Consider the following 12,747-nt stretch of genomic DNA (forward strand, 5'->3'; position numbering starts at 1 on the left):
ATCGGATGCCGAATTCAACGATCCTCCAAAATCGCGCCGCCGGGCCTCCACTCCCTTCGGCAGGTAGGCAATGCTTCCTCAGGCATGCCCCTTCGTCAAGCCCACAGTCCGAAAGGACTGCATTTTCCCAACTCTATAGCGCACCCTATACGAAACGTCCCTCATTAATTGCGGGCGATATCGGATCGGGGCGGCCGCAGCTGCTGTGGATTGCAACCACGCCGCGCGACTGGGCCGAGCGCTCGAATGCCGTCATGACCTCCAGGGCATGGAAAGCCAGTTCCGACGATACGCGATGCTGCCGGCCCGAGCGAAGCGAATCCACCATCTCCGCCGCTCCGAGCCCCCGCAATCCGAGGTGGCCGGGCACGCCCTCGGTATAGGGATGGTCGACCGGAATCTCTTCCCATGCCTCGCCGCCATCGCGGAATATCTCGACCTTTCCGGTAAAATTATTCGGGTCCGGCGTCACCATCGTTCCCTCCGAGCCGTAAAGCTCGATCTGATTATGCTTGTGCTTGATGACATCGAAGCTGGTGGCGATAGTGACGGTCGCGCCGCTGTGGAACTCCATCACCCCTGTCAGATGTGTCGGCACCAACACCTTGATCGTCTCGCCGCGATGCGGATCGGTCTTCACCGTGCGCTCGATGCGGGTGATCTTCGCCGTGCCGAACACCTCGCGCACGGGCCCGAGCAGCGCGATCAGATTGGTGACGTAATAGGGGCCGACATCCAGCATCGGGCCGCCGCCGCGGCCGTAAAAGAAGGCCGGGTTGGGGTGCCAGTGTTCATGACCGGGCAGCAGCAGCATGGCGGTGGCGGAGATCGTCTTGCCGATGCGCCCCTCGTCCAGCAGCCGGCGCGTCAGCTGATGGCCGCCGCCGAGGAAGGTGTCGGGTGCGCAGCCGAGCCGCAGGTCCCCTGCCCGCGCGATCGACATCAGCTCCTCGGCTTCGGCCATGGAGACGCCCAGCGGCTTTTCCGAATAGACGTGCTTGCCGGCAAGAAGCGCCCTCCTGCTGATGGCGTAGTGCGAGACCGGCGTCGTCAGGTTGATGATCAGGCCGATTTCCGGATCGGAAAGCATCGCATCGAGTGTCACGGCTTCAATGCCGAACTGCTCGGCGAGTTTGCGCGCCGACGCATCATAGAGATCGTAGACCGATTTCACGCGGATGAAATCGAACATATGCAGGGTCGCGACATAGGTGGCGCTGATATTGCCGGCGCCGACGATGCCGACTTTCATGGGCTCGTTGCTCATTGGGTTGCCTTTTATGAAATGGTGATATCGAGTTCGGCGGCAGCGGCACGCAGATAATCCATGCCACGCCGCATCTCATCATCGAATTCCGATGTCGCTTCGCGGAAATGCGTCCAGTGGGAGGCCCCCGGCGCATCTTCCAGCTCAAGCGTGATCGGGCCGGAATAGCCGATGGCCTTCAGTGCCGCGAAAATCGCCTTCCAGTCGATCTTGCCGCGTCCTGGCCGCCAATGGGCGTTGGTATGGCCCTCATTGTCGGAAAAATGCGTATTGAAGATGCGACTGCCAAGCGCCAGCACGACATAATGTGGCATGTCGCCGGCCGGAAAGAGGTGGCTCGGATCGAAATTCAAGCCCAGATTGGCAGCGCCGGTGCGCTCGATCAGGCGCAGCATGCCCTGGCCGGAACTGACCCAGCGATATGGATGCGGCTCGATCGCAACCCGGAGGTTGGCGGAAGCCGCAATTTCGCAGGCTTTGGCGAAGCCGTCCACCACCGCATCATATTCGCCCGTCCAGTCCCATTGCGGCTCGACTGCCGCACTCCATTCCTGTGAGATCGGGCGCTGCAGGATCGGCTTGACATCGGACTGAAACGGATAGGGCGTCATGCTGGTGACGATAGGCGTACCGATGGCGGCCGCAACGTCCATTCCGCGCCTGTAGCCATTAAGATCGACCGTCGAAACCGCGGCATCCGCGGCGCGGCTGAACGGCAGATTGAAGAAGAAATTGGTGAGAACCAGCCCTTCTCCGTCCGCGATCTGCTTCAATTCGCGAATGGTTTCGGGCGTATAGTAGGCCAGCATATCCACCGACCATGCGGTGAGCTCGAAGCCTTTGCAGCCCGTGCGGGCAAGCCGCCTGAGCGGCGCCTGATAAGGCGGGTTCCAGTTGAACGTCCAGATTGGCGATCCGAAAAAAAGCGAGCCGTCGCTCACGTCATCCTCCCTTGGAATGCGGCTGCCTGCCCGCGGCATGGCTCCGCGCCTGCACAGATTAAGGCTTCTAGAGATTTGCCGAAGGCCTCCCCGCCTCGGCCAGCAATTCGTAACGTTACGATTATGGAAAATTGGGCGGCTGTCAATGCGATATTTTTCGCTGCCTTGCAGCATCATCGTCGCGAATTTACGGAATTCGTAACGTTACGAATTACTTGCCGGATACTCGCTCTTGCTGCGAGCTGCCGCGTCACTCACCTGCGAAGGATCTGGCTTTGATGATCGACGAACGCCGCACGGACGATTTCACGCAGATCGGCGCAATCCTCGCCGGCGATCGCGCGATGCAGGAAGGCGGCCAATCGCTCGCCTATGGCATGGTTCGAATAATAGAAGGTGCTGAGCGGCGGGTTGAAGAAATCCGGCAGCGCGGTACCGCCATAGGTGATCAGCGCGAAATCGCTGCCGGCCTGCCGCCCGGCATCACGCAGACCCGCAAGGAAACCGAGAGCCGCCTCCTCGCTCGCCACGAAGGCGGCGGTCGCTTCGGGATTGCGGGCCGCTATGCGCTTTGCCGTCTCGCGGCCATTGTCCGGTGTTGCCGCCGTGAAATGGATGCAATCGTCCGGGACGTGGAGATGGCGTTCGGAAAAGGCCCTGCGCCAGCCCCGAACGAATTGCAGGCTATAGGTGAATTGATCGCTGGGCGCGATCAGCAACGGCATATGATGGCCCGCATCGAGAAGCAGACGCGCCGCCTCCGCGCCGATTTCCTCGTGATCGAGATCGATGCTCGGATGGACGCTCAAAAGCTCGGTGCGCCCGAAGGTGACGAAAGGCATGCCGACTTCGAGCAGATATTTGACGCGATCGTCCTGCGGGGTCGTGTGGGTGATGACGATGCCGTCGACCGATCCCTCCTCGACGATATCGCGCACTGTCGCCAACGGATCGTCCGCCTGCAGCTGCGGCACGATCGTCGTCCGGTAGCCGCGCGCCTTCATGTAGCGCGAGGCGCCCTCGATCAGCGAGGCGACGACGATGTTCATCTCGCCCTCGCGCCCGAACGGCAGCACGATGCCGATGGCATGGGTCTTGCCGGTGCGCAGGTTGATGCCGCCGAGATTGGGACGATAGCCAAGCTCGCCCGCCACACGCTTGACGAGCTCGATCGTCTCGCGATTGACCTCGGGGCCTTCCTTCAGGGCGCGGCTGACGGTAGTGACCGAAAGGCCGAGCGCCGTCGCAACCGTTCGCAAGGTCACGCGCTGACCTGCCTCGCGCCGCAAGCTGCGTCCTGCGGCCAATCCCTGCACCTTCGACAAATCATTCCGCTCCGCCATGTCGGCGCGAGAATGCCCGCAGGCGACCGATGATGCAAGCGCGGGCGCCGGTCAAAATGAGATAGGCAGTCGCCTATTGGACGCCGCTCCAGCAACGGTTATGCGGGATCAGGATTGCAACCTTAAGCACAAATATTCAGCCAGCATTCAGAAAAGCAATCTTAAGATGCATATCGTTGATTATTCCATCACTGGGGGAACTCATGGACAAGTATACCAAGACCGTATTGACCGTCATCGCCGTCGCGCTGGTGCTGATCGCAACGCAGAATACGATTACACCGGCAAAGGCCCGCGGCAGCTGTGGCGAAGAGTCGTATAATCCCTGCTACGTGAAGCTCGTAAACTGACAGGGCATAGCGCTCATCGCTCAAGATCCTCAATGTTTGGATCTGCCGCCGTGCTGATGGCGGCGGGTCCAAGACCATCGTTCAATATCGCAGAGTGATTATCGGCTTGCCCGATAACTTCCTGGGCAAGCCGATAAGGCGTCAGTGCTGGTCTGCGATCCTGCGCGCAGCCTGAATGGCAGTGCGCGCGCCGGCGCGCAGCTGTGCCGTTTCCGTGCCGGCTATGACCAGATCAAGGCCGAGCTTCAGATATTGCCCGGCACGGTCGCCATCGCCGCCGAAGGCGCAGATGACCTTGCCGTGGGCGCGGCAACGCGCGAGCGCGGTCGCAAGCGCCTGATCGATGGCGGCGCTGTCGGGCGCAAGCCGCGCGCCGTTCGAAAGCGCGATGGAAAGATCGGACGGGCCGACGAAAATGCCGTCGATCCCGTCAACGGCCAGGATTTCGTCGATCGCATCGAGCGCCGTGCGAGTTTCCACCATGGCGATGGTAACGGTCAGGCTGTTGGCACTCTGCAGATAGTCTTCGGCAGGAATGCCAAAATGATTGAGAGCGAGCGAAGGCCCCCAGCTGCGTTCGCCGAGCGGCGGATACTTCGTCGCCTTCACCAGCGCGCGCGCATCGTCTGCGGAATTGATCATCGGAGCGATGATGGCGGAAGCGCCGGCATCCAGAAGCCGCGAGGCGGATGCGAAGTCGCCGACCGGAATGCGGGCGATCGCCGGCTTGCCGGCAAGCCTGACGTGGGCGATGCCGCTGGCGGCCGACGCCATGTCCCACATGCCATGCTGCATATCCAGCACGACGGTATCGAAAGCTTCCTGCGCCAGATGATTGACGAACATCGGGTCGGGCGTACCGATCCAGGCCGAAATCATGCCGCCACTCTCGCGGCGCTTCAGGCGTCCGGCAAAACCGTTAATGTCAGTCGTCATCGTGTATCCTCACCTATCAAGAACAGGCCCTGCTTCAAGGCAGCCTCGGCCGCCAAATCATGGCGAGCCGTTGCAATCGACAATACTCAATTCTGATTGCCGAACCACTCGAAAGTGAACAGCCGACACACCCAAATCACGAAAATGCGGCATCGCCGGCTCCGGTTATCCGGCCGAAAGCCGATTTCCAATCTGCCGGACAAACATGACAAATATGCAGGCATCGTCGTTGCTTAGCCGATCGGCCTCGCTGCCAATGCGACGAAGATATGGCTGCCGGCAAACGGCTGCCCCGCGCCGGACGGCAACATCAGTCCGCCAGGCGCTCTTCATGCACAAGCGCGCGGCGGAACATGGCGGAAGCCTCTTCCAAGCTGTTCAAGAAGGGAGGCTCTCGGACCGCGCTGGATGCCCCTGTAGCATCTCGGCGGGACCGGAACGGTCAGCGACCGGCAAAGCGCTGTTTCGCCATGTCGGTGACGGGCGTGTAGAGGCTGACGAGCGTTCCCTCAGGGTCGCGAATCTGGCCTGCCCGGTTGCCCCATGGCATCAGCTTCGGTTCGTGCACGACCTCCACCTTGTCCCTCAGCCGGGCGAATTCGGCATCGACGTCGTCGACCTGGAATTCTAGGACGAGCGAGCGATTGGCACAGGGTTCCGCACTGCCCTCGCGAAACAGGGCGACCGTCTCGGCGCTTCCGATGGCCAGCGTTGCCGCGGGGGTGACGATTTCGGCAAAGACCGGGGCCAGCCATTCGGCTGCCCGGCCGGTAACCATCTCATAAAAACCGACGACCTTTTTGACGTCGGCAACGATCAGACGCGTGGATGCTAGTTTCACCAGGATACTCCTTCACGAGGCCGGCCGATTGCCGACTGCTGGAAGGCTCTTGTCGCATGACGCTGTTGCCAGCATACTGGCAGCAGGAGTCAGTACGAATGCGCCGCGCCGACCGTTTGTTTCAGATCATACAAATATTGCGTCGTTCGAGCCGGCCGATCACCGCCGCCGCACTGGCGGACGAACTCGAAGTATCGAAGCGGACGGTTTATCGCGACGTCGCCGACCTGATGAGCCAGCGGGTCCCGATCGAGGGAGAGGCCGGCTTCGGATACCTGTTATCGCCTGACTATTCGATGCCGCCGCTGATGTTGACCCCCGAAGAGATCGAGGCGGTGGTGCTCGGAGCGCAGTGGGTTGCGGGCCGCTCCGACAAGACCCTCGCCAATGCCGCACGCGACGTTGTTGCTAAGATCGCCGCGATTGTTCCGGCGCACCTGCGCCCCTTCATCGCCGAGCCGAGCGTGGGCGCCAGACCGGTGGTCCAGCGAGCGGAAGAGGAGAATATCGACGCGCAGATGCTGCGGGCAGCCGTCCGTGAAGGGCGAAAACTTCGGCTGCGCTATCGGTCCGATATCGGCGAGGAAACCGCGCGAACCGTGTGGCCCGTCATCCTCGGCTATTCCGACACCAGCCGAATTCTGGTGGCGTGGTGCGAGCTGCGGCAAGGCTTCCGACATTTCCGCACGGACCGGATTATCGAGGCCGATATGCTGTGCGAAGGCCATGGCCTGCGGCCGGGCGAGTTGCGTCGTCGCTGGTCTGCGTGGCGAGAATCCCAGCTCGGCGTATCCGGGCTGCCCGCTCCTCGCTGATCAATGGCGCCAAGCAGCCTCCGGCTCACGCCAACGGCAGGGTGTTTCGAGCATCCGTTGTTAGACCGGGCGACACCCTGTAGAATCGGAACGACACCCTGGAGATCGCAAACATGACGCTCAAGCGGATGGACAACGTCGGAATCGTCGTCGAGGACCTTGGAGGGGCGATCGATTTCTTTCGCGAACTCGGCCTTGAGCTCGAAGGGCGGGCCACGATCGAAGGAGAATGGGCCGGACGTGTTACCGGACTGGGCGATCAGCATGTCGAGATCGCCATGATGCGCACACCGGACGGCCATAGCCGGCTCGAGCTTTCCCGCTTCCTGGCGCCGCCTGTCGTTGCAGATCACCGGAACGCCCCGGTCAACGCCCTGGGCTACCTCCGCGTCATGTTCACCGTGGACGATGTCGACGAGACGTTCGAAAGGCTCCGCACGCACGGCGCGCAGCTCGTGGGCGAAATCGTCCAGTATAAAGAGGCGTATCGGCTCTGCTACGTCCGCGGACCTGAAGGGCTTCTCATCGGGCTCGCCCAGGAACTGGGCGGAGAGCAATAGAAAGACGGATGATGAAGAGCGGCCGATGCCGGCAATCCCGTCCGAGGTTTGTCCTTCGCTCATGAACGATCAGCATCGATCACGAACGCGAGCATAGTCGGAATGATGGACATGGGGTGCCGACGCCGTTGCGTGTCGGCACCCTGTCGTGTCAGATGATGCCGCCGCCACCGGCAGCTGAGGCCGGACGTTCGGCGGCGACCTTGCGGCGATAGCCGCTCGCCCTGTAGGTCGCAACCGGATCGATGGCGCCGCCGGCTCGGCGGCGGGCTTCGGCGAGGATCGGCTCGACATCGGCGCGATAGGCGCGCTTCAACGTTTCCGACGCCATCAGCGCGTCATTGGCATCCTGATAGCCGGCCAGCGCATTGCGGTCGACGATCAGGGCCTGCGCATAGGCCCGGCGGATCTCGTTGGCGCTGGAAATCAGGCTTTCGATCGGATCGGTGACATTGTGCGACTGGTCGATCATATGCGCCGGGTTGAAGTCGTTGACGCCGCGCCGCTCGGCATCGACCAGCTCGTTGAAGACGAGAAACAGCCGATAGGGCTCGATCGCGCCGGCATCGAGATCGTCGTCGCCATATTTGGAATCGTTGAAGTGGAAGCCGCCGAGCTTGCCGAACTGGATGAGCCGCGCGACGATCATTTCGATATTGGTGTTCGGCGCGTGATGTCCGAGGTCGACGAGGCAATGTGCCTTGGGCCCGAGCGTCTGCGCGATCAGGTAGTTGCTGCCCCAGTCCTGAACGACCGTCGAATAGAAAGCCGGCTCGTACATCTTGTGCTCGGAAAACAGCCGCCAGTCATCCGGAAGCGCCTTGTAGATATCGGCCATCGCGGCGAGATAGCGCTCGAACGCCTTGGTGAAATTGGTCTGGCCCGGAAAGTTCGAGCCGTCGCCGATCCACACGGTCAGCGCCTTCGAGCCGATCGCCTTGCCGATCTCGATGCATTCGATGTTGTGCTCGACGGCCTGCGCGCGCGTTGCCGCATCGACATGGCTGAGCGAGCCGAATTTATAGGAATGCGCCTGGCCGGGCGCGTCGGAGAACGTGTTGGAGTTCATGGCGTCGAAGCCGAGGCCGAGCGCATCGCCCTTCGCCTTCAATTCCTTGACGTCGGCCTTGTCCCAGGGAATATGCAGCGAGACCTTGGGCGTTGCGCGCGTCAATTGCTGGATGACGGCGCAATCGTCGAGCTTGTCGAAAATACCGCGCGGCTCGCCGGTTCCCGGAAAGCGGGCAAAGCGCGTGCCGCCGGTGCCGACACCCCAGGAGGGAACGGCGACAAAGAATTCGGAGACCTTTTTCGTAACGGCGTCGATATCAACGCCACGACGGTCCAGCATGGCGCCTAGCGCCTCATAATCGGATTTCAGCGCGGCGGCACGCTTGTCGTTTTCCGCGGCTACGAGATCGGGCGCAATCCTGTATTCGGCCATTCTTTCCTCCCAAACAATGAAGGCCCGCGCCGGCAACGATGCGGCGCGGGCCATTTGAAATCAGCGCGTGAAACTCTGCGCGTTGCCGGCATCGACATTGATGATGTTGCCGGTCGATTTTGCGGAGAGATCCGAAGCCAGGAAGTAGATCGCCTCGGCAATGTCCTCGGGGAAGACATTCAGCTTCAGCATCGAGCGCTTGCGGTAATGTTCCTCCAGGTCGTCCACCTCGATCTTCGAGGAGGCGGCGCGCTGCTCGCGCCATTCGCCGTTCCAGATCTTCGAACCGCGCAGGACGGCGTCGGGGTTGACCGTGTTGACACGAATGCCGGCCTCCGCGCCTTCCAGTGCCAGGCAACGTGCGAGGTGGATTTCCGCAGCCTTTGCCGTGCAGTAGGCTGCGGCATTCGGCGAGGATGCAAGACCATTCTTCGATGCGACGAACACGACGTTGCCGCCGAGATTTTGACGCCGGAACAGCCGGAATGCCTCCCGCGAGACGAGGAAATAGCCCGTCGCGAGAATATTCATATTGCGGTTCCACATCGAAAGCTCGGTGCTCTCGATCGGCGCGGAAGAGGCGATGCCGGCATTCGATACCAGAATGTCGATGCCGCCGAATTCGGTGCAGGCTTCGGCAAAGGAGGAAATGACGGCATCCTCGCTGGTCACGTCGAGCTTGACGCTGCGCACGGCATCCGCTCCGTATTTCCTGGCGAAATCCGCCTGCGTGTTCTCCAGAGCCGCCTGATCGATATCCGCCAGCACGACGCATGCGCCCTCGCTCACCAGACGCGCCGCCGTCGCACGGCCGATGCCTCCGGCGCCGCCGGTGACGAAGGCAACGCGGCCGGCAAGGCTCTTCGGCTTCGGCATACGCTGCAGTTTCGCCTCTTCCAGCAGCCAGTATTCGATATCGAAAGCCTCCTGTTCCGGCAGGCCCTGATATTCGGAGACCGTGGATGCGCCACGCATGACGTTGATCGCGTTGACATAAAACTCGCCGGCGATGCGGGCGGTCGCCTTATCGCGGGCGAAGGACAGCATCCCGACGCCGGGAACGAGGAAGATCACCGGGTTCGGATCGCGCATCGCGGGCGAATTGTCGTGCTTGCAATCATTGTAATAGCGCGCGTAGTCGGCGCGATAATCTTCGAGCGCCTTGTCGAGACCGGCAATGACCGCATCGACATCGGGTTTTGCCGGATCGAAATCGACGATCAACGGCCGGATCTTGGTGCGCAGGAAGTGATCCGGGCAACTTGTGCCGAGCGCGCCGAGCGGGCGGAGATTCTTCGAGTTGACGAATTCGAGGACGGCGTCCTGATCGTCGAAATCACCCAGCTTGCGTTCGGCCTTGCCGATGCGGCCGCGAATTTCCGGCATCAGCCGGGCGGCGATCGCCCGGCGCTCCGCCTGCGGCAGGCTCTGGGCAACGGCGCCGCCGAAAATGGTCTTGCCTTCCGTCTTGACGGCGAACCATTCGATCGCCTTGTTGATGATGGCAAGCGTCAGCTCGTAGCAGGCCTTGGCATCGTCGGCCCAGGTGAAGAGGCCATGGCTTTCCAGCACGACGCCCTTGGCATTCGGATGCGCCTTGACGAAAGCTTCCAGATCGAGGCCGAGCTGGAAACCGGGACGACGCCAGGGCAGCCAGCCAATGTCGTCGCCAAAGATCTCGCGCGTCAGCTCGCGGGAATTCTTCGAGGCGGCAATGGCGATGATGGCATCGGGGTGCATGTGATCAACATGGGTGAACGGCACGAAGCCGTGCAGCGGCGTATCGATCGACGCGGCGCGGGCATTGAGATTGAAGGTGCAATGCGGCAGGAAGCCGACCATGCGATCCTCGTCGGCAACGCCCTGATAGATATTCTTCAGGCTGTCGAGCTTGTCCTGATAGAGCGTGGCGAAGCCGTCGAGCTTGATGGTGCCGACATCGCCGCCGGAGCCCTTGACCCAGAGAACCTTGACCTTTTCGCCGGAGAGCGGATCGGTTTCCATGACCTTGGCCGATGTGTTGCCGCCGCCATAGTTGGTGATACGCTTGTCGGCACCCAGCAGATTCGACCGATAGAGGAGCTTGCCCGGCTCATCGAGCCCATCAGCATATGCGTCATCCCAACGGTTTTTCAGAAGCTGAACATCAGCCGCCATGTCGTCCTCCCTTGAAATCAGGTCTTGCGAGCGGACCGGATCATGATGGAACCGCCCTTTGTGAGCAGGGTATCGCTCACGTACAGTCATCTTGTCAATCGAAAACGATCAAATTCGACAATGCTGCGATGCAATATGAAAGTTTATGATCGTTTGTGATTGACACATTGTCATATTTGCGAAATAACCGCCGACAAGGAGGAGCCGATGCACGAACGTGAACGCCATCGCATTATTCTGAGCGCCGTACAGGAAAAACCTGTCGTGACGATTCAGGATATTTCCGAGCTGACAGAGGCTTCGGAAGCGACAATACGCCGTGATATCGCCGCCCTGCATGTACAGGGAAAGATCAGGCGCGTGCGGGGCGGAGCGGAATCGATCCATCCGCCGCAACTCGGTAATCTCGCCGGCCGACCGTTCCGCGTTTCAGAAGCCGTCAATATCGATAGGAAACGCGCAATAGCGCGCAAGGCGGCCGAACTCTGCAATCCCGGCGACGCCATCATCATCAATGGCGGCACGACCACGTTCCAGCTCGTGCATTACATCTCGGCCTTCCGGCTGCAGGTGATGACGAACTCCTTCGCGATCGCCGAGCATCTGGTCAAGCATTCGAAGAACACGGTGACGGTTCCAGGCGGCGCGATCTATCGCGAGCAGAGCCTGATCCTGTCGCCGTTCGACAACGACACGACCCGCAACTTCTACGCACGCCGCATGTTTCTCGGCGCGCAGGGCGTCGGTCCGCTCGGCATCATGGAGGCCGACGGGCTGCTGATCCAGAGCGAGCAGAAGCTGATGCGCCAGGCCGATGAGCTGATCGTCATGGTCGATTCCAGCAAGTTCCGTCAGCGCTCCAGCCTGATCCTCTGCCCGCTCGAGCAGGTCTCGACAATCATCACCGACGACGGGGTGACTGCCGATACGGTGCGGATGATCGAGGATGCCGGCGTATCGCTTGTTATCGCAAACGTTTCGGCTCAGGCCGAAGAAGAAGATTCCCCGTCGGTCGCATGAGACGCGCAGCTTCGGCGGGGTGAGCATAGCCTATCAACTTTGGGAGGAAGTGACATGAATATAGCAAAGAAACTGGCGCTCGGCGTTGCGCTCGCCGCCACGCTTTTCGCCGGTGCGGCAAGTGCGAAGGACATCAAGATCGGTCTCGTCGTGAAGTCGCTGGGCAACGGCTTCTTCGAGGCCGCCAACAAGGGTGCGCAGGAAGCAGCCAAGGAACTCGGCGGCGTGCAGGTGATCTACACCGGCCCGACCTCGACCACGGCCGAAGGCCAGATCGAAGTGATCAATTCGCTGATCGCACAGGGCGTCGATGCCATCGCGATTTCCGCAAACGATCCCGATGCGGTCGTGCCGGCACTCAAGAAGGCGGCACAGCGCGGCATCAAGGTCATCTCCTGGGATTCCGGCGTCGCCAAGGCCGGCCGCATCCTGCAGCTGAACCCGTCGTCCAACGAGCTGATCGGCAAGATGTGCCTGACGCTCGCCAAGGATCATCTCGACGGCGGCAAGGGCAACTTCGCCATCCTGTCGGCGACGACCACTTCGACCAACCAGAACATCTGGATCGGCGAGATGAAGAAGCAGCTCAAGGATTTCCCCGGCCTCAACCTGGTCACGACCGTCTATGGCGACGACCTCTCCGACAAGAGCTATCGTGAAGCCCAAGGCCTCCTGACTTCGCATCCGGAAGTCAAGGTCATCGTCGCCCCGACGACGGTCGGCGTGCTCGCCGCTTCGCAGGCCGTCAAGGACGCCGGCAAGATCGGCCAGGTCTATGTGACCGGCCTCGGCCTGCCGTCCGAAATGGCCGGCGCGATCAAGTCCGGCGCGACGAAGGAGTTCGCGATCTGGAACCCGATCGATCTCGGCTATTCGGCAACGCAGATCGCCTATCGCCTCGTCAAGGGCGAGACCGACGGCAAGCCGGGCAGCGAGATCAATGCCGGCCGCATGGGCAAGATCAAGGTCGACAAGAACGGCGAAGCCGCCATGGCCGATCCGTTCGTCTACAACGCCTCGAACATCGATCAGTTCTCCAAGGTTTTCTGATCGAAAACAAGCATCCGCAGCTC

12 protein-coding genes are annotated in these 12,747 nt (G+C 61.3%); 5 read left to right on the plus strand and 7 right to left on the minus strand.

The window, feature by feature from the left end:
* Positions 1-145: 145 nt before the first annotated feature.
* From ACJJVH_RS25065 to ACJJVH_RS25075, 3 genes are all read right to left on the minus strand, one after another.
* Entirely contained in the window at positions 146-1,267 is a 1,122-nt protein-coding gene (locus ACJJVH_RS25065) for a Gfo/Idh/MocA family protein (protein ID WP_412065447.1), read from the minus strand.
* An 11-nt stretch (positions 1,268-1,278) separates the two neighbouring features.
* Positions 1,279-2,208, minus strand: a complete 930-nt coding sequence (locus ACJJVH_RS25070; RefSeq protein WP_162751633.1) for a sugar phosphate isomerase/epimerase family protein — start codon at positions 2,206-2,208, stop codon at positions 1,279-1,281.
* 254 nt (positions 2,209-2,462) lie between these two features.
* The gene (locus tag ACJJVH_RS25075; protein WP_412066221.1) at positions 2,463-3,524 is read right to left on the minus strand and encodes a LacI family transcriptional regulator; all 1,062 of its coding nucleotides are present in this window, start codon (positions 3,522-3,524) and stop codon (positions 2,463-2,465) included.
* 230 nt (positions 3,525-3,754) lie between these two features.
* On the opposite strand from ACJJVH_RS25075, the gene ACJJVH_RS25080 reads away from it, so the two are divergent.
* Positions 3,755-3,901 (plus strand): hypothetical protein, encoded by a 147-nt coding sequence (locus ACJJVH_RS25080; protein ID WP_412065448.1) that lies wholly within the window; start codon positions 3,755-3,757, stop codon positions 3,899-3,901.
* Positions 3,902-4,042: 141 nt separating this feature from the next.
* On the opposite strand, the gene ACJJVH_RS25085 is transcribed toward ACJJVH_RS25080, so the two are convergent.
* Both ACJJVH_RS25085 and ACJJVH_RS25090 read right to left on the minus strand, forming a co-directional pair.
* Positions 4,043-4,837, minus strand: a complete 795-nt coding sequence (locus tag ACJJVH_RS25085; RefSeq protein WP_112798495.1) for an aldolase/citrate lyase family protein — start codon at positions 4,835-4,837, stop codon at positions 4,043-4,045.
* 442 nt (positions 4,838-5,279) lie between these two features.
* Positions 5,280-5,678, minus strand: a complete 399-nt coding sequence (locus ACJJVH_RS25090) for a VOC family protein (RefSeq protein ID WP_113384044.1) — start codon at positions 5,676-5,678, stop codon at positions 5,280-5,282.
* Positions 5,679-5,776: 98 nt separating this feature from the next.
* Between ACJJVH_RS25090 and ACJJVH_RS25095 the strand changes: the two genes are divergently transcribed.
* Entirely contained in the window at positions 5,777-6,493 is a 717-nt protein-coding gene (locus tag ACJJVH_RS25095; RefSeq protein WP_112798499.1) for a helix-turn-helix transcriptional regulator, read from the plus strand.
* 113 nt (positions 6,494-6,606) lie between these two features.
* Positions 6,607-7,053 (plus strand): VOC family protein, encoded by a 447-nt coding sequence (locus tag ACJJVH_RS25100; protein ID WP_412065449.1) that lies wholly within the window; start codon positions 6,607-6,609, stop codon positions 7,051-7,053.
* A gap of 151 nt (positions 7,054-7,204) precedes the next feature.
* Here ACJJVH_RS25100 and rhaI read toward each other — a convergent pair whose 3' ends face one another.
* Positions 7,205-8,497, minus strand: a complete 1,293-nt coding sequence (gene rhaI, locus ACJJVH_RS25105) for an L-rhamnose catabolism isomerase (RefSeq protein WP_113399990.1) — start codon at positions 8,495-8,497, stop codon at positions 7,205-7,207.
* Positions 8,498-8,557: 60 nt separating this feature from the next.
* Complete coding sequence (locus tag ACJJVH_RS25110; protein ID WP_412065450.1) at positions 8,558-10,654, minus strand: bifunctional rhamnulose-1-phosphate aldolase/short-chain dehydrogenase; 2,097 nt, start codon at positions 10,652-10,654, stop codon at positions 8,558-8,560.
* Positions 10,655-10,861: 207 nt separating this feature from the next.
* Here ACJJVH_RS25110 and ACJJVH_RS25115 point away from each other — a divergent pair, with 207 nt between their 5' ends.
* Both ACJJVH_RS25115 and rhaS read left to right on the plus strand, forming a co-directional pair.
* Positions 10,862-11,674, plus strand: a complete 813-nt coding sequence (locus ACJJVH_RS25115) for a DeoR/GlpR family DNA-binding transcription regulator (RefSeq protein ID WP_112798504.1) — start codon at positions 10,862-10,864, stop codon at positions 11,672-11,674.
* Positions 11,675-11,728: 54 nt separating this feature from the next.
* Positions 11,729-12,724 (plus strand): rhamnose ABC transporter substrate-binding protein, encoded by a 996-nt coding sequence (gene rhaS / locus ACJJVH_RS25120; protein ID WP_112798506.1) that lies wholly within the window; start codon positions 11,729-11,731, stop codon positions 12,722-12,724.
* The last annotated feature ends 23 nt before the right edge of the window (positions 12,725-12,747 follow it).

Source organism: Rhizobium sp. SYY.PMSO, assembly GCF_046840415.1.
Taxonomy (GTDB): domain Bacteria; phylum Pseudomonadota; class Alphaproteobacteria; order Rhizobiales; family Rhizobiaceae; genus Rhizobium.

Excerpts from the sequence above, each read along its gene's own strand:
- ACJJVH_RS25110 (WP_412065450.1), bottom strand. The coding sequence starts at position 10,654 with ATGGCGGCTGATGTTCAGCTTCTGAAAAACCGTTGGGATGACGCATAT.
- ACJJVH_RS25065 (WP_412065447.1), bottom strand. The coding sequence starts at position 1,267 with ATGAGCAACGAGCCCATGAAAGTCGGCATCGTCGGCGCCGGCAATATC.
- ACJJVH_RS25100 (WP_412065449.1), top strand. The coding sequence starts at position 6,607 with ATGACGCTCAAGCGGATGGACAACGTCGGAATCGTCGTCGAGGACCTT.
- rhaS (WP_112798506.1), top strand. The coding sequence starts at position 11,729 with ATGAATATAGCAAAGAAACTGGCGCTCGGCGTTGCGCTCGCCGCCACG.
- rhaI (WP_113399990.1), bottom strand. The coding sequence starts at position 8,497 with ATGGCCGAATACAGGATTGCGCCCGATCTCGTAGCCGCGGAAAACGAC.
- ACJJVH_RS25085 (WP_112798495.1), bottom strand. The coding sequence starts at position 4,837 with ATGACGACTGACATTAACGGTTTTGCCGGACGCCTGAAGCGCCGCGAG.
- ACJJVH_RS25115 (WP_112798504.1), top strand. The coding sequence starts at position 10,862 with ATGCACGAACGTGAACGCCATCGCATTATTCTGAGCGCCGTACAGGAA.
- ACJJVH_RS25080 (WP_412065448.1), top strand. The coding sequence starts at position 3,755 with ATGGACAAGTATACCAAGACCGTATTGACCGTCATCGCCGTCGCGCTG.
- ACJJVH_RS25095 (WP_112798499.1), top strand. The coding sequence starts at position 5,777 with ATGCGCCGCGCCGACCGTTTGTTTCAGATCATACAAATATTGCGTCGT.